This window comes from Vibrio sp. 99-8-1 (assembly GCF_013114595.1).
Taxonomy (GTDB): Bacteria; Pseudomonadota; Gammaproteobacteria; order Enterobacterales; family Vibrionaceae; genus Vibrio.
This window is the reverse complement of record NZ_VTXE01000025.1, coordinates 54,470-77,940: the sequence shown is the minus strand read 5'-3', so window position 1 is coordinate 77,940 and position 23,471 is coordinate 54,470. Positions and strand designations below refer to the sequence as shown.

Here is a 23,471-nt window from a genome sequence, read left to right as displayed (position 1 = left end):
GCCCTAAGGCTGCCTTTTTTATTTATAAATATAGGTTTATTTAATCGTTACCTTCAAATACCAGCATTAAAGCCGGATCTGCCGCACTAACACCTGTCGTTATCGTTAAACCAGCTAAAAGCGCAAAAACCATGTATTTACCAATTATTATTGCCATTCCTATTGCATTAATCACCTTATTCATATATTCACCTCAATTATGCGATACATATTTATCAATATTTAATTACTAAAATTAATCTAACAAAGGAATGTGATTATTTTGTCAATTTATTGTCAGCAATAGAACTAAGTTGAAATTTCATGACATAGAACTAACAGTTAAAATAAAAAGCATAATAAAAATCGATAACACCTTAATCGGGACATCTTTGATTAAATATTAAAACTCAAACTAAAGAATAAAGTTAAAACAAACCAATCTGTTAATATATTAATTTATTTTTCTTATCTATACTCAAGTGACCTCAAGATGCAGGATTCAGAACAACATCAACAAGTTCAGTTCAAGAAAGATAATTGAAGGAATGGCATTCCCTTTCAAGATTATCTGCCGCAAAAATGGGCGTGTTGATGTGCTCCCAAAGGGCGAGTTTTATTGATTGCTGCATAGGCTAACCTACCCAATGAGTCACCGTCTGCTTCAGTTCATCTACGGTATAGGGTTTGATAAGCATGTCGTTCGGCATGATTAGTTAGCCTACGCATAAAACAACCCCAGCTGGCCGTTTTGTGATAACGGCAAATACACATTTTTGTTAGACCAGTTACTATGCTCTATGAAACTAAACTCATTTTCAAATGCAACCTAACTGCATGGCTCACACATTAATCTGCTGTTTATTAAGGCAATAATAATGAAACTATCATTAGTTTATAAGTACATCATCCCCCCTGTATTTTCTGTTTTACTAATGGCGAACAGCAGTACCAGCTATGCTGACGACTACCAAGGGGGCAACTATCCTCGCTTCGCTTATGCGCAACTATTTTCGAATGGAGAAAGCGTCAGCGAGAAGCCCAATGTCTTATTAACTGCCATTGAGAACGGCGACGCTATCCCATTACACAACTTACAAGATGTAAAAAGCAGCAAGAGTTATCTATTTCCCAACCATTATTTTCTCTCTTCATACAATGCGGATAAGTTAGCTTCACAAACATTTGTTGATGTCATGTCTAAGGTTGTGGGTGAATTTGCCTGCGCGGAGTACCGCTTTAGGAAGGGGTTAGCCGAAAAAAGAGAGTGTAAAGGTTATGTTGCAGATGAAGATATCAGTGAAAGCATGCCGTTTGTGTCGGGGCAATATACAACCTCACCCTTAGAGGTAAATGCCGATGATAGACGAAACAGAGTGAGCTTTTACGCCTACCTGCCAAGTGCAGAAGAGAAAAGCCTTGAATCTGCTTTCGGTAGCGTACATGAGTTAGGCACCTTCTTTGGTCGCTTCGCTCATCGTCGCAGCTTAATACTCAGCATCAGTCTACAGGCCTACTGGTTAGACTCTGACAACATGAGAAAAGATAAAATCAACCAAGATACAGTCAGTTATTTTGTGGTACTGCCTAGAGCCGTGGATATAGCGGCACAACCGAATGAATCGTCAGCGGCACAATTCGCCATAAAACAGGCAAAACTGCTGATACTTGAACAGTGAGTTTAAACTAACTGTCACCCAGATACACAAAGAGCCAGTTACTACATTAGTCATAAAAAAAAATGGGCATCACGCCCATTTTTTTAGTCACTCATCAATCCGATTGTTTCGAAGACAGCATTACTCAATAATGGCATCTTCTATGTCACCATCTGGTGATGATACAGAGTCGTCTTTGATTTCAAGTCTATTTTCAAACGCATCCACTTCTAGAGGTTTTTCAAAGTACCAACCTTGGAACAAGTTGCACCCTTCTGCTTTCAATAACTCAAACTGCTCTTCTGTTTCCACCCCATCGGCAGAGACGGTAATACCCAACTGCTGTGCCAGCGACATAACTGAACGTACAACAGCAATGCCCGACTGATTACTACCTGCAAGGCTATTAACAATTGAACGCGCCAGTTTTAAACGATCTGGTTGGAACTCACTAAGCTGAGATATGTTGGTGTAGCCCGTACCAAAGTTATCAATATAAAGTTTCATGCCCATATTATGAAGCTGACGAATCTTATCTTTGGCTTGCGCATCATTTTTCATGATTGCGTCTTCAGTCACTTCAAAGGCGATAGAACCCGGCATTACGTTGTACTGCTTGGCTATCTTCTCTACTTCTGTAATAAAGTTCGGTGCTAACAATAATTCACTCGAAGCATTAATAGATACCGTTGACTCTTCTTGCCACATACCTTTCTGTTGCCAGATAGAAACTTGCTGGATGGTATTACGCATGACCCAGAACTCTAACTGAACAGCAACCCCTTCACCTTGAGCGATCTTAAACAGTTTATCAGTAGGTATCAGTCCTCTTACGGGTTCCACCCAACGAATGTAAGACTCAGCACCAATGACACTCTGAGCGTGATCAAATTGAGGCTGGAATACCAAACTGAAGGCGTTATCTCTTAATGCAGCCTGTAGTGACTCTTCCAATGGAATCGCAGTAGAGATACGTATGTCATGCAAGATGTCCGACACATCTTGCAGCTGAGTATTGGTACTGCTTAACGCTTGATTGAATGAACTGTTAGTATTGCTTAACGCTTCATTAAACGAGGCACTGTTGCTGCTAAGAGCTTGATTAAACGAATCATTGGTATTTTGTAAGAACTCATTAAAAGAAGCATGTACTCGTTCAAATACTTCACCATTTTGGTTAAGTGTTCGATTGGTACCTTCTGCTGTCTGCTCAATGGTATAACCCATTCGATCAATTTCTGACGCCATGTTGGTAATCGCATTCACCATGGCATGCGTTTGCTGCTGCATATAGTGAGTGTAATCATTCAGAGAAGCTTCCAACTTCTGATGCACGTTTGCCTGCTCAGTATAAATCTGCTCAATTTGCTGCGACTGTTTCATAGCCAAACGGTTATTTTCAGCCAAGTTATCACTAAATGACTGCACCACGGTTGAGCCGGAGTTGTTCTCAAGCAGGGTAAACAGATCCGTCCACACCTTATCTTTGCTATTAATAAGCTCAATGGTGTTGTCTATGGAGTTCTGCATCTGCTTAAAGTTTTCATTGATAACCTGTTGCTGACCTTCAGACAAGCCATTAATAGCATTCTTTTCCTCTTCATCATTGCTGTTTTCACCGTGCACCAACTCTTTCTCAAAAAAGTTGTTGAGATAGTTAGATGCTAACAACACACTAACTGAACAGCTCACACCCAAAATGGAGGTTAAAAAAGCAAAAGACATAGAATCAAGAGCCACGCCGATAGAACCAAGCAGCGCTTCCATCTTCTCAGAAAAGTCCCCCTCAGCTCCCATACCAGCAGCAATACCAGAAATCATCTGCGATAAACCGATAAAGGTACCGATAAGACCAAAAGAAACCGCTAAAGATGAGGCTAGCGTTACCTGACTTCTAAAGTGAGCAAGATGCACTGCATCCTTGTACTTTTTAATGAAACTGTAGGCAAAAATAGCAAGGGGATAGAAATACGTTAAAGTGATTAACACCGTTATTTCTGGTGAAAGAGCGAAACACTGCTGTACAAGAAGCCTTGCAGGCTCAACGGTGTAAGTTAATACCGGAATCGCAATATAGAGAATTAAGCCAAAGATATACATTTAGTCTATCTCCCATTGCACTTTAGATAATACATTTGTTGTTGGTTGCATAGAGGTTTCAACCTTTATATGTGGTGGTAATTGTAAATACTTTAAAAGTCTTATTAAATTTACGGTGCTCTTCTTGATGTCATCACGACTGTAAATTGTAATTTTGATTTTCTTTGCGTCGAGCAACTGGCTCTTGATCTTATCTATGAAACTCTGTTCCAGTTTAAAATTCACCAGATACTCAAATTGATGTTCATCCAGATTAGATCGCATGACGTCATGGTAAACAATGGGGTTGTACTTGTTTTCCTGAAAGTCGTTAAGTGATGTCTGTTTCGCTGCCGAATTGAGAGAAGTGGCGGTTTGCAGCATAAAAAATATACTCACCAAAACCATCATAATCAGCGCGGACGATAGCGCATCCACAAAAGGGGCTAAAGTATCGTCATTCATTATTCTCTCCCTCTTTCTCGGCAAATATATGTATATCGATATAGCAGCTGTTCATTTTATCCTGCTGAGAAACAACCTTGATGTTATCCACTGGATAACTGCCTGCAAAAAACTGATTGGTGGCGATATAGTTAAAGGTCGCGATACGTGTCATCTCATACTCATTGGTATTAAAACCATAATTACACCCAGTCTGATACGACTTAATGCGATCACTGATACTCATATCCCCAACGGTTAATACCAAATCGGTAAGCAACTCACGGGTAACATACGGCGTTTGCATGTTGTAGCGATACGTTAGCTCATCGATTTTGACCAGGCCTGTTGTCGGTATTATCGACTGAACAAAGCCGATTAAACTGGCGATAACCACCAGAATAATAACCGCTAAAGAGGCTGATATTGCCGCGACAAATCCAATCACTTACCACACCTCAAACTTTATATCGTTGGGCAACACACTCAAGATAAACTCAAGTACACTGACTTGGTCATTGACCACAAATACTTGTACGTCCATTCCCAGCTCCAATGACAATTGCAAAAACTCTTCATCTGGCTGAATGGTGACACGATAATATCGCTCACCTGTTCTTCCCTGATCTTCATAGCTAATAGAGTCAGAACTAAGGTCCGTTATGGTGCCATTAAAAATTTCATTAAAACCGGGGGTATTGATTTTTAAGCGTACCTTTCTACCAATGCTCAGAAAGTGTCGATAACGAGACTCAAACTTAGCTTCCACTTGCTGAGAGGTGCCCTTTTTCTTGAGCACAAACAGTGGCGAGGCTTCTTGAATAAAGGTATCGGTGGATAGCCCCTCAGTTAGCTCTAAAATACTGCCATCAATAGGCGAGCGAATAACCGATTTTAATTGCTTCTCTTCCAATAATTTTTTTGTATATTTTGCTTGAGTGATCAAAGGCTTTATTTTGTCTATCTGTTCTTCTAGTGATAATAAGCGCTCAGAGCGACGCATTTGGAATATCATCAATTTATCATTAAGCTTTTTCTTCGCATCAATAGACGATATTTGAAAATTGATCACTTCAGTTTTAACGTTAGAAAGTTCAGTTTCAACATCATAAAAACTGACGGTTGCCCCTTTACCTCTTCGCAATGCCGTTTTCTTTTTGGTTAAAATATTCTCTTTATTAAGTAGCTCACGCTCTTTTCTATACCGCTCTTTCTCTACATTAAGAATGTACTGCTGCTCTTGCAGATAATCCTCATAGAAACTGAGTATATATAACCCACCAGCATTGGCTAATGGTTGATGATCGACACAATCTTCAGCCAGTTTTTCTTTCGTCACAGAAGCAAATTGAGGACCGGTTAAAAAGCAGCGTTCATTGTGATAAATAGAGAGCAATTTTTCATTCAGATCGAGCTCTTCTCCGGTCTGTTTTAAACGGTATTCATCTTCTAAATTTCGATATTTTAATAAAGGGTCGCCTTTATTAACTTCATCACCCTGCGCGACCATCAGTTGTACAATATAACTGCTCGTTGGTGCTTTTACTGAAACATTACTCTGTTTAATTCCAGTTAAACCTGTTCCAGGCGCAACGACTTCAATCTGCTTTAAAAGAAGAATATAAATAACAATACAAATCGCTAGCCCTAGGACTATTAATTTATTTCTGTTCTTAGCTATATTCTTCAACATTTATACATTCACTCAACTAAATTAAACACTCAAAGTATTTTCTCTGACGTTAAAGTTCCTATTTCATATAGGGTATCAAATAAATTCAAATCAATATCCAGCAAGGTTTGATTCGCTTTATTTAACTTTGCAATACTCTCTACAATATCTTTATAAGTAACTTGATCGGTATATATTTCTTCTTTCTGATTCTCAATCAACTCAGCTAATATCTCTACCTGCTCAGCTGTTTTTTCTCTTTTTATTTTTTGCTGATTATAATTAGTTAAGCTCGTTTTAAATGCATCCATTGACTGCTTATACTGCTTATCAAATCGTAGTCGTTCAGCTTGATAGAGTTTAAACGCAGAATCTTGATCAGATTGAATATCATTATTAAACAGGTCAATCTCAACATTTAACTGTACATAAGATTTATCGGTATCACCAAAGTCATTTCCACCCACATCACCCGTGGTTACAAAATGATTCTCTGAACTGATCTCAACCACCAAGCGTTCACGGGTAGACTGCGCAGAATATAGCGACGATTTCATGTTCTTCTGCGTACGTTGTAACTCGGCATTAGTTGCAATCAACTCTTCAGGGCTAATCTGATTGATCTCTTTTGCTAACAACGGCTTAAGACGTTCATAATCAATGCCGATTCGCTGATCTGCCCCCTCTTCATCGAGACCAAGTTCAACTCCGGTCTCTTCACTTAGCTGCTTAAAATACTGTTCAATATTTGACACAACCGAGTAGACTGAATCATCAAATTCCGCCACAGAAAGCTTTGCTTCCATCGCGTCGGTTTGAGTAGACACCCCTTCATTAGTCGAGTTGACCTGCTTTAAGTAATAGGTTTCTATCTCTTTGCGATACCCTTCCGCGACCTGTTCATACTTTCTGGTTAATTCTATTTTTGTTAAGTATTTAAGCACGGTGTAATAAACAGATATTTCTTGTGCTTTTAAACTAATATTACCGGCTTCTAAGGTTTCTTTACTGGCAGCGATTTTATCTCCTACTGCACTACCATATATTTTGGAATCAAGCTTAAATATGAAATCTTGAGTTTCATCAACACTTGGGTAAGGCGTTCCATAATACTTGGTCGTTTCAGAATTCAATGTCGCTTTTGGATAAAAATAATTCTCTTCTTTTTCTTTCAGAATAACTTTTGAATCGACTTCTTTACTTAGTGCGAGATACTCTTTTGACGAGTCAAGAGCCAGTTCAAATACGTCATCAAACTTGAGTAAATAATCTTGCTTATTTACTGCAATATTTTGTGCAAAATCAGTATCAGAAGGAGATTGAACATCTGTACTAATTATCTGTTCAGAGCTATATCCAATCCCACTACAAAATAGACCACATAAGACAAACATCAATTTACAAATCTTGCTGTTATCTACAGCAATGCAACTGATTGTCCTGTTATTATTTTTCATCTGTTTTTACATACCTTAAACAAATAACTTCTTAATATTTATAAATATTGCAAATATGCGCGCATAGTAAATTAGCTCAATACTTAAAGCAATAAATTACTCTAAGCATGAGCTTATACTAACCTTTAGATATCATTTTCCACTTGTGTTTCATTGCCCGCTAAATCAGTGATGGTAATCACAATATCGTGACTCGCATCATTGTGAGTGACACCATGACCGGACGTGTCCACCGTAGCCTGATCACCACTAAACGAAACTGGCAGATCGGTACTTCCATCTAAAAGCGCACTAATATTGCTGCTATTCATTTCAACACCACTTGCCGAATCCGTCACATCAAAACTTAAAGACGATACAGCGCCACTATCGGCATTACCATCATCGCTATAAGTTAGCGCGTTATATTCCGGCGGCGTTGTGTCTACTCTCAATGAACCTGTTGTGGCATTTTCTAATGTGTTGCCACCGTTATCCGTAATTGAGATTGAGTAACTGTGGCTACCATCACTAAGAGGGGTTCCCGGAGTAATACTCCAGCTGCCATCTGTCGTTGATGCCGTTGCTTGATACTCATCGCTACCAATGGTTAACGTCACTGTGGCACCATTTTCTGTGGTTCCTTCAAAGCTTGGCTGATTGTCATTAGTCCACGTACCATCTGACACATCAGTCTTACTTCCACCAGCCACATCATCATTCACTTCAAAGTTGGTTAACGTCGGCGCTTGAGTATCAACATTCAGCAGAATATCTAAGTTATCTATACTATTCCCTGCGGTATCAGTCGCTTTAATGCCGATGTTTGTTTCTACGCCATCACCCGTTAGCCCTAATGCCGCAGCGTCAATGCTCCAATCAGCAGCCGAAGCAACATTTAGTGTCTTATCAACACTGCCATCATTATCTATATCAAAATGCAGAGTAATGGCTTCATTACTATGACCTGAGATGGTATTGGTTTCGGTTTCAACTGAAACCAGTGGTGCAGTCGTATCAATAACTAAGGTGTTACCTGCATTAACGCCGGCAAGTTCCGTGGTTGTTGCTCGACCAGAGCTGTCCACTTGACGAACTTCAAGCTTGGATATCGTACCGTTGGCCTCAGACAACATAAATTGAGCTGACGCGACTGTATTAGAGTTGTTGGTTCCACCCGTGATCCAACTGCCATCATTGATACGGTACGACCAAGTCGCGCCTTCCTCAATATTGCCAATATTTACCTGACCATCAGAGGTCACGCCATCTACACCGCTATTATTAAGGGCAACCGTAAGTGCATCAGGATTGGTTGCATCGTAAATAACTGTTTTACCCGCTACGCTGGTATTGCCTGCGCTATCGGTCACTGCAACCTGAATATTGTTTGCGCCTTCACTCAGCTCACCACTGATCAACTGTGAAGGACCTGTCCAAATCGCTGAGCTGCTCCATGTCGCGCCATTATCCAGCGAGTATCTCCAACTTGCTCCAACTTCCACACCAGAGATGGTGAAGGCATCTGTATCTGTTATGCCGCTAGCTCCTGACTGTGTGTAGTCAATGGTAGCAAGATCAGGAGACTCCGTATCCAGAGTCACTGTCACTGATGAAGGCGTTAATGAACGGCTACCCGCTTCATTGGTTTGCGTTGCACTAATGACGTAATCCCCATCAGAGCTCGGTAAATCAATTCTGGCGATACCATTGGTAACAACCGCCGTTTGCTCAGTACCACCATTAATGGTGTAGCTCCACTCCGTCTCGGTGATACCGCTAATGGTGACCGTAGTATCATTAGTTTGGCCACTCTCTCCAGTCTGGTTGTATGAGATAAATGGAGAGTCAGGTTTACTGCTATCGACCGTCAGTTCGCCAGCAGTTACCACGGTATTGGCAATATCAGCCGTTGATTGGACCGAATTCATTTGGCGAACCTGAACGCTATCTGCCGCCGAATAGTCACCATCGGCTAAGGTAAATGTCGCCGTTCCTGCAACCGCAGTGCTACCTGTTAGCCAAGAGACACCACCATCTACTGAATACTGCCAACTTGCACCATCAGCGATGTTATTTACCGTCACTAGATTCGCTGAAGTCGTCGAGCCACTACCCGTGATTGCAGGTAGAGTCATCGATAACTGATTCAGTGCTCCTTGTACATCAATATCGCTGCCTGATGAAGCGATGCTAATGTTACCTGCCGCGTCAGTCTGCTCAACTTGAATTTGGCCAGCGCTATACTGACCAAGCGCGCTAATATCAAAGCTTGCAGTACCGGAAGCAGACGCTGTTCCTCCAGCAGTCCAACTCGCTCCACCGTCTACTGAATAGCGCCAGCTTGCACCTTGTTCCAAACCAGACAGCAGAATGGTGTTATCGGTGGTGATATTGTCACCGGTAATCCCTGTATCCGTAATGGAAATACTGGCTTGATCGGGTGCCGCAGTATCAATGGTAAATACCGTTGATTTGGCCGCGTCACTGCGATTATTCGCGTCATCAATTTGAATCACTTGAACCTGTTGTGAAGAGTAATCACCATCAGTCAGTTCAAAGGTTTTACTTGCAGAGCCCACAAACCACGTTGTGCCACCGTCTACCGAATACATCCAGTTATTGCTACCAATACCCGAAACGGTCACGGTTGCGTCATTGCCCGTCGGCCAAGTCACTGTTGGCAGAGTTAATGGCGAGCTAATTGTAATCGCTTGCAGTGTTGAGACGGCTCCATTACCGGCTGCGTCAATCTGCTTAACATCAACGTCACCCGCAAACCCTTGCGGCAGTTCAAAGCGATCACCTGATCCCTGTGTCCAAACTTTATCTAATGCATTGCTATCTTTACCATCATTTGACCAGTACCAAGTCGCCGCTGGTTCAATACCAGAGACAATGACAGTACCGTCTGAGGTTTCATTGTCTCCTGTTGTGCCGGTATCATTTTCTAGTGTGATAATCGCTGCGTTTGGATTTATCGTATCGACCGTGACACTACCCGTTCCGGCGGAAACGGCGCTCCCCACACCAGCGGAGTCCACTTCTCTTACCTGAATATTAGCAAGGTTGTAACTATCATCTGCCAGCGTAAATGTGTTGCCGCTGCCCTGAATCCAAGTGACGCCATCAGTGGTGTACTGCCAGTTTGCACCGCCAGTTAACCCTGTTACCGTAACGCTGTTATCATTGATAAAACCACTAGTTACATCAGCCATATCTATAACTAGACTGTCAGATAGATCCGCTAACACCTGAATATCCGTTAACTGGGCAACGCCACTAACTTGACCATTCCAGTCTGTTTGACGAACGTGAATTGAACCATCAAATCCATCCGCCAACAGCAAGGTATTACCAGATACCGTCACTTCACTGCTATTACTACTTAACCAGATCGTGCCATCTAACGAGTATTGCCACGTTGCGCTAGTCTCAATGCCCACCACTTCCAGAACACCATTATGGGTAATATTGTCACCAGCTGTGCCTGTATCTTCTGTCCACTGTAAACTTGGTACTGCAGGCGCTTGAGTCTCTATCACTATCTGCTGTGACTTCACCTCACTGATATTACCCACATTATCGATTTGGCGTATTTGCAACTCATAGCGACCATCGGCAAGCGTAACTTGCTGGTTATCACCTCCGGTAATCCAGCTAGTCCCGCCATCTAATGAGTATTGCCAGCTTGAGGCATTGTCGTTGTCAGACGCATTGCCTTTGGCTATCTCTATATCAATGGTGTTGATCTTAGAGGTCATCACGCCGGCATCTGTGGTAACAACGCCTGCCGGAGCACTCTCTTCCCCGCTGAAACTAAAGTCTGGTGCTGCAAGTGCCTCAGTATCGAGATAGATGGAGTCACTCATATCAACCTTGCCAGATACGTTACCCGCATCATCTCTTGCTTGTACGGAGATAGTATTCTCAGCATTCGCGGTTAACTGACCGTTTGCGAAGGTGTACGACCACTCGCCACTATCTGCAACCACTATATTACTGGCAACAAGCGTACTACCAACCCATAGCGATAGAGTGCTTCCTGCATTGGCACTGCCTTTCACTGTCGCGGTAGCAATATTGGTACGGTAATCACTGCTCTCATTCTCGATGCCAGCCCCTGCGGTAGAATCCGAATCAGTCGCTAAATCTACCGTAGGTTCAGAGATAAATTTGTCGTAATCGATGTTGGTGACATACTCGGTTGTCGTGTTGCCATAAGCATCTGTTACTTGTAACTCAATACGGTACTCACCAGAGGTATCCCCAAGAGAACTAAAGGTGATGGTTTGATTGCCATCGGCCTGATTCAGTATCTCAGTATGAGAGTCAATTGCCGTTGAACTGCCCGCTTTATAAAGCTTGGCAACAACAGTGATGTCACTGCTGCTCTGAGTAGAGAGCTGCAAGTCAAACTCGGCATCATTGGTGTGATACGCGCCACTTGACGAGTCCTTAGCAATAACGTCGCCGTTATCTTTCACCAGTTGATAGCTTAAATCGTCATCATTAATCGCCGTCTTGACGGTAAAGTTTTCATCCACTAGTTGAGTCTGGTTACCCGCCTGATCTTGCGTCACCAAGCTGTAGCTGTGTATGGAATCAGACAGATTATTTACGGTTAACGACCAAGCCCCCGTTGTTTCGTTGAAGCTAACCCCCGTTGAAACTGATGAGGCATCATCAGAGCGCAGCACATAGCTCTGGCCGTCTACGGTTAATATCACCTTGTTCTGGTTGGCAACATCGCTGAGGTTAACAACGCCTTCGAAGGTATAGCTGTTTTCTGCGACCACACCGTCAGGGTTATTATCAGGACGAGTGGTTAACAAATTACTGCTATCAATACTATCCGGAGCCGTTTTATCCACGACAAAGGTGTTGTTCGTCGGTGTGAGCTCTGCGGTATTTCCTGCAGCATCGGTACTGATGACCTTAAACGAATAACTTCCTTCCGCTAACGAGTTGTCTTTAAAGGTAAACTCTCCATCGGCTCGCACAGTAGCGTCTTTCAATACGGTTGCGCCACCTTGCAGCGTTAACTCAACCTGTACTGTTGCACCCGCTTCCACCTGCCCAGTAATGATATGATTTTGTAGCGCAGAATCATTGAAGTACTCTTCACCATCTTCAGCTTTGCCACCAATGGATAAGTTGCTAATGCTTGTCTCGGTATCTTTAACTAATTGAACCGAGTCAATACGACCACCCGCTTCGATGATAAATTGATACTCGCCACCTTCTACAAGGTTTAGTCCCTGAATATTAATGGCATCAAGATGCCATTCGCCGGTTTCTGCATCCGCTGTACCATTGTATTCCGTGCTACCCGCAATCTTGGTGCCACTCATATCCGCTAAGTAAACGGTGTAACTCTCACCTAATAACGCTTTACCACTAAGAGAAATAGTCTTACTGGCGTCTTCCTCAATATGGTTATTAACCACCAAATGTCCTGCAAATTGACCCGTGGTAATCTCGGTTAGTCCCGACGCATCAATGGTAACTTCAACCGGACTGATGGTAACCGAACCGGCTGGATCCAGCGTAGTGACATTACCGGCAGAATCCGTTGCTCGGATTTTATACTCGTAAGGAGTATCTGATGCTTCTAACGTCTTGCCGTAGTCATAATAGAAATGGCCATCATTACCTACCGATGTCACGCTATGCCATTGACCAGCCAGATAGATCTCAACTTGTGAGTTGAGGTTAAGAGCATCGAGGTCTCCGGCAATACGAACCTGATTATGGAAGGTGCTACTATCAACCCCTTCCGTAGTCATGCCATCTGCTATCACACTGCCCTCTTCTGACAGCGCAGACACCGCAATATTAGAGATTACTGGCTTGTCTGCATCGATGCTGAACTCACCTGATGTTGAAGCAGTAAAGGAGTCTCTACCCGAACCATCTGTCGCAGAAACAGTATAATCATAACTTCCACTAGCCAATTGTGATGGTGTATATCGCCACACACCATTCGCATCAGACGTGATACCAGAGCTGGTTATCTTGCTTCCATCGGGTTGGGTGATCTCAATGGTTACCGATACGTTAGCATCTGTGACACCGGTTAGCTCTGGTGTCGTATCGTGGGTTAACGTGTCATCCTTGCTACCACCGTTTGATGTCGCAGCTAACTCTGCCGTCAGTTCCATCTGCTCATCAACAATCAGCGTTTTACTCAGGGTCGTTTTATTACCGTGACTGTCGGTTGCCGTTAACACTAATTGATGGGTACCAGCCTCTAAGTTGAGAGTCGAAAGATCATAGCGGTAGCTACCACTATTGATATCAACATCCATTGAGCCGCCACCATCAACCGTCAGTGTTAGGGTGGATAAGTTATTCTGCTCATCGCTTAACTGTCCAGAGATCAATAACTCACCTTGAACACCGCGAATTAACCACTCTTCGCTCTGATTAAGATCGTGCGCATCGCCGACGATTCCTGCTTCTAAAACAAGCGCGTTATCGGTAAATATAGGGTTGGTATTATCATAATCTACCTGATGACCTTCTCTCGCACTCTCGTTTCCTGCTCGATCCGTGGCGGTAAAGTTGTAGGTAAACTCACCCAGTGGGACATCGCTGGTATTCGCATCTATGCTCAATCTCCAGTTCCCATCAGAGCCAACATTTGCGGTTAGCGTTTTTGCATCATCTATGTTGCCTGTAGATGTAAAGTACAGGGTTACCGTCGAATTAGCTTCCGCTTTACCTGTAAACGTCATCTCGTTAAGGTCTGGAGCAGCAGAGTATGAATCCAGATCAACGCCATTCACTTTAATATCCGATGGAGCAGCAGGCGCTTCTGTATCTACGTGCACATATTGGGTGATGGTTTTAGATATACCTTTTGAATCAACCGCTTTGATCGTGTACGAGTAATCACCTTGAGCTAGGTCTCTAAACTCTAGTGACCAGCTCTTCGAACCATTAGATGCAGTTCCAAGGGCAAACTCATAATCATCAGAACTGACGCCGTTTACCGTTACCGTAATGTCGTCAAACTCAACATCGTCCTCTACCACACCATTAGCAGTAAAATTAGATCCTTGGGTGTAATACTGACCACTGACCATATTCCCTTGAGATATATTGTCATAATTAGAGAGCGCCAGTTGCAATTGGTCGATAGTAAAGATATCCAGATTATCGCTGTCGTTTTGAGTCGACTTGCGCGTTCCTTCCATATCATTACCGGCGGCATCTACCAGCCAGACGTCATAACCAAATTTCACAGGGTCATTGGAGTTGCTATTTAGATTTAACTGAGCGGTCCATGTTCCGGCGGTATCACCACTTACCGAAGCGGTAGATTCACTGCTGATGCCTCCCGCTTTAATTGAACCGTCCGCGTTTAGCTCGTAAGCCAAGACATGAACTTGAGAGCCCGCACCAATTTCAGAACTCGCTTCTCCGCTGATATAAACGGTATTACCGCCTATCGTGTTGTCTCTGTTGCCTTCATCATTCTCTTCAGCCGTCACGCCGCCAATAGTATTAGCCAGCGGAACGATGTTCGTTAAGTCTCCGGAATCTGGGTTATCAGTATCGATATTAATTGCGGCAATGGTTCTTTGTGTCTGGTTACCCAACAAGTCGGTTGCGGTAATTCGTGCAGAATAGACACCGTGCGCCAATGCATCTTGCACCTGCGCTTGCCAGTTACCATCACTCGCCACAACGGTTTCAGTTGTGGTCACGACATTTTGCTCAGAATCTAGGATTGCGATATGGATTGTCGCACCAGCTTCCCCTTTACCATCAAAATATGGCGTAGTATCAAAGGTTACTTTATCGCTGTTGCTAGTACCGGTATCACTTCGCGCAGATAGACGATAATCCGTCAGGGTCGTCTCGGTATCTAATGCAAAGTACTTAGTATCAACAAGTTGCCCGTCAACCGTTGGGTTCTTCACCACAATATTCGTGGTTTCAGCGCCATTACCTGCAATATCTGTTGCGGTCACTTGATATTTGTATTCTGCCTTACCCTTGTTATCCACTTGCAGCAACGGAATATTCAATGTCCAGATACCAACACCATTTTCATCATACGGTTCTGATACACTGGCGGTGTAGTCAGTAGAGACGTTGGTTGCAAGGTTAGTGATGGTAACCGTAACAATCGCATCTTTATCGGCTTCACCGCTAAACACTGGACTGGCGTCACCAAGAATAGGTGCGGTGTAACTGTTATCACCATCGGTGATCTGGGTTGTGGCGATTGAATCATTGTCAACCAATGACTTATCAATCCAGCTGTCATCTTCTACAGACTTATCGACATCCAATATCGCCGTCAGCTTCGCCGGACCTTTGGTGTCTATCACCACCTCAGCATTGGCGACTGAAGCGTTTCCAGCTACATCTTCTACCTTGACTGTATAGTTGTATGTTCCATCGAGTAGGCCATCACCCACTTCATTACCCAAGTCAATTTTCCACTGACCGGAGTTATCCGCAGATGTGGTGTAACTACCAGCGCCATCAATTTCGATGGTAATGGATGAGTTAGCTTCCGCTGACCCAGTAAAGACAGGTTTAGGGTTATTGGTTATATTGTCGGTTAATTCACCGGAGTTAACCTCACCATCGATATGATCTAAGAAATCTTCGCTGACTCCTAGGTCGTTTTTGGCTGCATCTGGTGCCGTAGAATCACGCTCAAATGTCAGAGGGTCATTCTCACTTACGTTTCCGGCCAGATCGGTCAATATTACTTTATAGCTATATTTGCCATCGGCTAGTGCCGGTAGTTGCACCGACCAGTCAACGCCATCTATCACGCCTGTGTAGCTAACATCACCGGTGAGATCGCTGTTGTCTTTTGATAACAACTGAACTTGCACACTGGCGATTAAGCCATTATCCGTCGCGGCAATAGTGCCTTCCAATGTTGGCGTTGCCGATTTAGTAATATTGTCATTTCGTGCCGCGGTAGCTTGCTCTTCAGTTTCATACACAGTTGCAGCACTGTCGGTATCAAAGGTCAAACCATTAAACTGATCAAACTCTGGGCCAGTTTTATCAACTATGAAGCCATAGTTCGTTTCTGCCGCACTGTTACTAAGCTCTTTGGTTACATTATTAATGGTGACGGTTTCTACCGTACCATCATTGCTGATGGTTTTGGTTACGCCCAACGCATTGGTGGATGAGATGCTATAAGTGTATTCAGTACCATCGTTAAGCACACTATCGTCTGCAATGGTATAACTCCAAGTACCGCCACTAACCGTGGCTGTGCCGACAACCAGTGCCGTACCACTGCCTTTCTGATAGACACTAATTGTAACCTCAGAGCCGTTTTCACCGTTACCTGCGAAAGAGAGATTGGTGTTATCTGGGTTGGTGTAGTTCGCGCTATCATCCACACCAGAGTCTGACGGAGTTGTCATAACACCCGTTAAGCTGTTGTCTGTCTCTATGGTGAATGTTTTTTCTGTCTCTGCGACTCGTTTGTTACCGGCAATATCGGTAACCGTCACTGAGTAGTCCGTCTCTCCACTTGGTAGTTGAAGTGATGCGTGGTTAGACCCCACAGTAGAGAGATCAGAATCATAGTCCGACAGATCCAGTGTCCACTCGGTATCACCTTTCGCAACCGCAACATCAATATTATGTTCTAAGCCATTACTATCTGTAATGGTTACCGTGACGATTGAAGCATTTTCATCACTAATGGCACCACTGAATACCGGGCTAGTATTTGCCGTACGATCTGGGATGGCATCTGTGTCGGAAACCATATCAAAGTGAGTGATTTCCGGCTTAGTGCTATCCACGGAAAAACTGGCGCTGTTATCCGGGGTAATGCTCGTTTCAGTACCCGCTTTGTCGATCATTGAAATGGAGTATTGGTAGTTGCCATCCGACAAACCGTTATTACCAATTACCGCGGCAAAATCACTGGTATCGATGTTCCAGCTATAGTGACCATCAACCGCGGTACTTTTCACCCTAGTGGTGAACTCTTTGGCGCCCTCTCCTGCAAGCGGATCGCTATTGACAATAGTCAGTACGACAAGTGCGCCAGCTTCACCGAAACCGCTAAATACCGGTTTGCTATTGCTACTGATATGATCTGAATTGCTGCTTCCGGTATCATTCTCAGCGGTATGTACATAGCCTTTGCTGCTATCACTCTCAACAGTACGATCAATGGTAAAAGACATATTCTCTTTTACTGTGTCGCCGTCAAATTCTTGGGCTTTAACAACCGATGGATTGCCAGCGGTATCGTAAGCGATAACATTATAGGTGTAGTCACCCTCCACAAGCTCTTTTGGATCGGCTACATCTCCGATAATATTCTCTTTGGCTAATGAAGCTGTCCAGCTGTTGCCAACAATGGTTCCTTGGTACTCGTTAACCACATCACCATTGCTATCAAGCACCACCACTTTGAGTGATTTCGCGTCATTGCTGCTGCCATCTGGGTTAGTAATTGAACCTTCAAGAACAGGAATGCTGCTAGTTACGTTATCGCTGTTTTCTGCCGCGATGTAATTGCCATCACCATAAGCAACACTGGTAGAGTCCGAGTCATCAGTTAGGCCAGATGCAACGATAACATTCGCGGCAGAGTCGAGGTTAAACGTACCTTGAATGGTCTTATTGTTGCCCGCAGCATCTTGTGACGTGATGGTGTAAGTGTACTGACCTTCATCAGCGAACTCAGTGAAATCTGAACGGCTAGAGAGATCGATCGTCCAATCCTTGAGCTGTTGTGGATTAGCGTCATCAGCCACAGTGACAGTGGTTTGATACTGCTCAGCGCCACCATAACTGATGGTTAGTGTGACCACATCACCCGCTTCCGCCTGCCCTGTAAACTGTGGGGAACCGTTGTTTGTAACAGTATCCGCCATGGTTACTGTTAAACCATCAGAGGATGTAACTGAGGCAGCACTGCTAGAATCTATTCGCGGTGCGTCAATGTTACCTGTAAGGTTGTTTTCTAAATCCAAAGTAAAGGCAAGCGGATCGCCGCCAGCAGTAGTGGTAACTTGACTGGTCTCATTACCAGCCACATCCGTCATCTTCACAGAGTAGCGCCACTCACCCGCCGCCAATTGCTGATCACTCGCGACAGGGATTGTCCAGTCACCACCACCAGTAACAACATGTGTCACTGTTTTACTTTCTACTACGCTTCCATTCTCTACTCGCTCTAAAGTCAGTTCTATACTGCCAGCTTCATTCGCTGTACCACTAATGCTAGGAGTACTGTCGTTGGTATAGTTATCAAAACTAGAGTCCCCTGTATCGCTGCCAGTCGCTAAACCTGTAACGGTCACTGTTGCTGCAACGTTGTCGACAATGAACTCTTTCACATCAATTGTATGTTCATTGTTGGCAGTATCGATCATGCTGACTTGATACTTATAAGTCCCGTTTTCGAGGTCTGTTGGGATAACAGTGCCATAACCATCGGTGGAGCTATCAATCGTCCATATACCCAGCTCATTTGCTCGGGTGACAATCGGCGTTAATGCTTGGCCATCGGTTCCATACAAGGTGAGTTGAACAACAGAGTTCGTTTCCGCTTCGCCATTAAAGATAGGCAGACCAGATTGAACAATATTGTCGCTAGCGATACCGCTATTAAAGGCGGCATCGTGGCTAATGTCTGCGCTTGCAGAGCCGGTAAACTCAGTATCAATCGTAAAGGTCAGCTGATCAGAACCGGTAGCATTTCCACTGTTTAGCTCCGTCGCTTCTCCCGCTGAGTCATAGGCGATCACTTTATAGCTATATTCACCATCTAATTTACTCGCAGCCAGGCCATCTAAACGGATTGACCACTTGCCATCGTCGGCTAAGTCAGTATCTTGATAAACCGTTGTAACAGGCAGAGGACCACCCGTACGACTGACTAACACCACTTCAACTCGTACTGCACTAGTGGCAAACCCTTCTAAAACAGGATCAAGATTGGTGATGTTATCAGTAGACTCTGCCGCTTTTGGGGCAACGGCGGGTTCGGAGTCTGAGGCATCAGTTAAGCCAGTAGCACTTAACAAGTTTCCAGCAACATTAAGCTCAAAATCACCTTGAATGGTTTTACTATTACCAGAAACATCAATGGAAGTTAGCTCATAACGATACTCACCATCACCCAATAGAGACTTAATCTCATACTGCCATGAGCCGTCTGCTTGTATCGCATCACCATCAATGACAATTGGATCGGTAAATACTTTGCTGCCATCTTTGAACAGCACTAATTCAATAGAGCTGTCACCCGCTTCTAACTGCCCAGAGAACCGTGGTGTTGAATCGTTAGTCAATCGTTCAGGATTGGTCCACTCTTGGTCCGAGATTTTGACAACAGTTTCGTCTGCATTAAGTTGTACACCAGAGTCCATAGTGGCGGTCATGGTATTAACCGTATCCAACTCAAACTCTTTGGCGCTGGATTCTGCTGATGTTTGACCCGCTAAATCTGTAGCGATCACTGTGTATTGATATTTGCCGTTATCAGACAGGCTTACTGGTAGCGTGTAACTCCAGCTACCATCATCTGCAGTTGCTATCGCGTCGCTAGTAATCTTACTATCTGTTAGGGGCTCGCCGTTATCACCTACAGGAGTAACAATGAGGGTAACAAAGCCTTTCTCACTGATCTCCCCTTCGAATTTAGGTGAGGTATTATTAGTTAGGTTATCGTCTTGATGATCACCAGTATCATTGGCAGCATCATGAACCAGATTGAATGATTCTACTTCAGGGCCTGATAGATCTACGCTGATCGCTTGATCGCTGGCGATGACCTTTTGGTTGCCAGCAATATCTGTCATGGTGATATTGTATTTGTAATCACCACCCGCAAGAAGCTGATCATAATCGGCATCATCGATACTCCACGCGGCGCCAGTCGCTTGACTAGACACGGTAGTGCTTGCGGTGGCGAGCACTTCTCCACTGGTGGCATGATAAACTTCGACGCTGACTGTCGCCCCTGCTTCACCTGTACCACTAAAATTAAGGCTCTGATCGCCAGTAACGGTGGTACCGTCAACCGCGGTCGCATGGGTCGAAGTGAGTGTTGGCGCTGGAATATCGGCTCCAGACTCAAGAACCACTTTGTTATCAAGAGTAAAGGTTAACGTTTCACCGGTGGTTGTCTCTGTAATGGTGGTTGGTGTCAAACCATCCGTTGCAGTTACCTGATAGCTATAAACACCATCATTACTGCCATCATCAATATCCAAACCGGTTAAGGCAACAGACCATTTGCCGTCAATAACCTCAGCAGTAAAGGTTGGTCCTACGCCGACAGGCAGATCTAAGGCGCTTCCATCTTTTGCTAGCAAGGTGATTTCAACGTCCATTCTACCCTGACTGTTCTCTACCGTACCTTCCAGTACAGGAGACAAATTCGTCACATTATCCGTATTAGAACGACCAGAGTCAGACGCTTCGGTTAACCCTTGAGAGGTTACGTTATTTGGGTTGTCGGTATCTAGGCTAAGCTCACCAGTTATGGTGGCATCGTTGCCGGCGAGATCTGATGAAGCAATGGTGTAGACATAACTTCCATCCGATGGCAGTTCAAACGATGAACCACCCGCATTACTGACATCAATGCTCCAGTTTCCGGCAACATCAACAGTCGCTGTCTGTTGATAAACTTCCGCCTCAGTCCCCCCTTTAACCTGAATGGTTAAAGTGACCACATCTCCTGCTTCTCCTTTACCGGAGAATATCGGCGACGCGTCATTGGTGATCAATACACCCTCTTCTACATAGCCAGAATGGCCACTGTCTGCTTCAACCGAAGCGGTTAACGTGTTGTGAGTATCAAGAGTGAAGGTTTCTGACACTGCGTTACTTGTGTGCCCTGCAAGATCGGTTGCCACCACGCTGAATCGGTAGTTTCCTTCCGTGACTAAGGTAATATCATCCGCCGAAGAGAGGGCATGAGTCACTTGCCAGTTTCCGGCCGTACTTGAGGTGTCCCATACGCCATTACTGTCAGTTTTACCTTCAATGATATAGAAGGTGCCCGTCGGGTTATCGCTATCGTCCAGCAGTTCAACACGAACGGTAACCGTCGCTTCTTTATCAACCTTGCCTTCAAATTGTGGCGTTGTGTCTTTGGTGTAGTTATCCGCGGTAGAGTCACCTGTATCGCTGGTCGCAGATAGACGGATTGACTCTACCACTGGGTTATCCAGATTTAATTGGAATTTGTCGCTGTCTAGCTGTTGAACGTTCCCTGCAGCGTCGACAATACTCAATTTATATTGATACTCATTGTCGCCACTGTTCTCTATCAAACTTGCGTAATCCGCCGTAGAGAATGACCAGTTGGTTCCCGTTGCAATTAGAGTGGTCGTGCTACCTGAGGAGATATATTCTCCACTGGATGGGTTTAACTTAAGAATTTCTAACGTAACCGTGGCTCCGGTTTCGCCTACCCCTTCAAAAATAGGGCTTACCGAAAGAATAGGTGCGCCGCTGTCGGTTTCTTCAACAGCATCAATATTGATCGGTCCACCAGAAAAATCGGGATTAGAAATGGTATTGTCGAGCACAAATTGACCAGAAACTTGAGACGAGTTATTGGTTGCACTAACCGCAGTAACGGTATAGCTGTACTCACCATCATTGGCGCCATTGTCTAAATCTAACCCTTCGAGTTCGACACTCCAGCGGCTATTGGCAACATCGATCGTCGCGGCTACATTTGAAGCAACCACAACACCATCCTTGTCCATCACGTCGACAGTCACTGACTTGGCTGTGGCATCAACCTCACCCTCTAATACCGGTTTAAGGTTGGTAATATTATCCGATTTTTCTATAAGTTCTCTGGCACCAAACGAATCCGATTCATCGGTTAACCCCTCGCTGGTTAGCGTGGTGACGACTTCTCTATTCACCTCCACGTCACCTTGGTAGGTTTTTACGTTTCCGGCTAAGTCAGTAGAGCTAATATGGTAAGTAAATTGCTGTGCATTGGTCGCGGCTACATTCGTTTCATAGTCAAATGACCAAGCTTGTGTTGTTCCGTCACCGCGACTGTCAGTATCATCTGTCAGCTCAATACGTGCGACTTCGCCAATACCGTCGATGGTGATCACCACGGTATCTCCTGTTTCACCGCTACCACTAAACTGCAATAGAGAGTTGTTGGTTTGCTTATCCGCAAGGTCGATTGTTGTGGTCGAGCTGCCGTCACTATTCGATGAAATAACAGGTGCGCTATCAGCGGTTAAAGTTTCAACGTTATCCAGATCCGCTGTGAGTTTATTATCTAAATCCAAACGAACGGACTGTTCGTTATATTCCGTTGTATGACCAGATAGATCGGTAGCCGTAACTTTGTAAAAGTAGTTACCTGACTCCGTCATCTGGTAAAGATGGCCATCACTATCCGTTAATGTGCCGAGATCTACCGTCCAATCACCCGTCACTTCACCTAACTGGTAATCGTGGGAATCAATAACATTCCCGTTACCATCTTTTTGATAAATGGTGAAAGTAACGTCAGATACTTCATTCACCGTTCCTTCAAACACCGGTTTCGTTACCGCAGTGTGATCATCTGAATTATGTTCACCACTATCGGAATTTGCCGCCAAACCAACATCTGTAAGTTCAGGAGCCTCGGTATCAATGATTAAAGATTGGTCTGCCAGTGTTTTGCTGTTCCCTGCATCATCGGTAATGGTTAAGCCATAGCTATAGTGACCAGACTCCAGCCCATCAGCACCAAATTGATCCGCGTGTGCTTCGGCATTAATCACCCATTGACCATTGCTTTTCACTACCGTGGTGATCGTTTCTGTTGCCCCAGAAGGGAAATGAAGAAGCAGCGAAACCGTGGCACCCGCTTCACCATAACCACTAAACAGAGGTTTTTGCTGTGATGTTTTACCATCGTCCTGATATGAGCCAGTGTCGTAGATAACACTTTGATCCAATCCACCGCTAAATTCACTACCCTGATTGGCGGTATCCGTTAATTCGGAATCATAAACAAAGCTTTTCTCAATGCTGGTACTAACATTACCCGCTTTATCAACACTCTGAACCGAGTAGTGGTATTCACCATCGGTTTTAAGATTACCGTCAACGTCTAACAAGCCTTTAGCATCAAGTACTGCGTTGCCTTTTAGATCCAACGTCCAACGACCATCCGCGGAAACAACGGCGTTTAACTCAACCGCAGGAGAT

At 44.1% G+C, this 23,471-nt stretch carries 8 protein-coding genes (1 of these 8 cut by a window edge); 1 reads left to right on the top strand and 7 read right to left on the bottom strand.

Features of this window, described 5'->3' with window-relative positions:
* Positions 1 to 40: 40 nt before the first annotated feature.
* Positions 41 to 184: a hypothetical protein gene (locus tag F0227_RS14580; RefSeq protein WP_171753953.1), complete on the bottom strand. Its 144-nt coding sequence runs from the start codon at positions 182 to 184 to the stop codon at positions 41 to 43.
* A gap of 673 nt (positions 185 to 857) precedes the next feature.
* Here F0227_RS14580 and F0227_RS14575 point away from each other — a divergent pair.
* Positions 858 to 1,658, top strand: coding sequence for a hypothetical protein (locus tag F0227_RS14575; protein ID WP_171753952.1), 801 nt, complete (start codon positions 858 to 860; stop codon positions 1,656 to 1,658).
* Positions 1,659 to 1,778: 120 nt separating this feature from the next.
* Here the strand turns inward: F0227_RS14575 and F0227_RS14570 are convergent, their stop codons facing one another.
* From F0227_RS14570 to F0227_RS14545, 6 genes are all read right to left on the bottom strand, one after another.
* The gene (locus F0227_RS14570; RefSeq protein ID WP_171753951.1) at positions 1,779 to 3,737 is read right to left on the bottom strand and encodes an EAL domain-containing protein; all 1,959 of its coding nucleotides are present in this window, start codon (positions 3,735 to 3,737) and stop codon (positions 1,779 to 1,781) included.
* A complete protein-coding gene (locus tag F0227_RS14565) occupies positions 3,738 to 4,181 on the bottom strand; it encodes a hypothetical protein (protein ID WP_171753950.1) in 444 nt (147 codons plus the stop codon). It lies immediately after the preceding gene.
* Positions 4,174 to 4,608: a hypothetical protein gene (locus F0227_RS14560; RefSeq protein WP_171753949.1), complete on the bottom strand. Its 435-nt coding sequence runs from the start codon at positions 4,606 to 4,608 to the stop codon at positions 4,174 to 4,176. Before F0227_RS14560 ends, F0227_RS14565 begins: the two co-directional genes overlap by 8 nt.
* Positions 4,609 to 5,853, bottom strand: coding sequence for an HlyD family efflux transporter periplasmic adaptor subunit (locus F0227_RS14555; RefSeq protein WP_171753948.1), 1,245 nt, complete (start codon positions 5,851 to 5,853; stop codon positions 4,609 to 4,611).
* Positions 5,854 to 5,882: 29 nt separating this feature from the next.
* The gene (locus F0227_RS14550; protein ID WP_171753947.1) at positions 5,883 to 7,289 is read right to left on the bottom strand and encodes a TolC family protein; all 1,407 of its coding nucleotides are present in this window, start codon (positions 7,287 to 7,289) and stop codon (positions 5,883 to 5,885) included.
* 125 nt (positions 7,290 to 7,414) lie between these two features.
* On the bottom strand, positions 7,415 to 23,471 hold the 3' portion of the coding sequence (locus F0227_RS14545; protein WP_171753946.1) for an Ig-like domain-containing protein. 14,012 nt of this gene lie beyond the right edge of the window; 16,057 of the gene's 30,069 nt are visible here — the last part of the coding sequence; the start codon falls outside the window, past its right edge; the stop codon is at positions 7,415 to 7,417.

Excerpts from the sequence above, each read along its gene's own strand:
- F0227_RS14575 (WP_171753952.1), top strand. The coding sequence starts at position 858 with ATGAAACTATCATTAGTTTATAAGTACATCATCCCCCCTGTATTTTCT.
- F0227_RS14565 (WP_171753950.1), bottom strand. The coding sequence starts at position 4,181 with ATGAATGACGATACTTTAGCCCCTTTTGTGGATGCGCTATCGTCCGCG.
- F0227_RS14550 (WP_171753947.1), bottom strand. The coding sequence starts at position 7,289 with ATGAAAAATAATAACAGGACAATCAGTTGCATTGCTGTAGATAACAGC.
- F0227_RS14580 (WP_171753953.1), bottom strand. The coding sequence starts at position 184 with ATGAATAAGGTGATTAATGCAATAGGAATGGCAATAATAATTGGTAAA.
- F0227_RS14555 (WP_171753948.1), bottom strand. The coding sequence starts at position 5,853 with ATGTTGAAGAATATAGCTAAGAACAGAAATAAATTAATAGTCCTAGGG.
- F0227_RS14570 (WP_171753951.1), bottom strand. The coding sequence starts at position 3,737 with ATGTATATCTTTGGCTTAATTCTCTATATTGCGATTCCGGTATTAACT.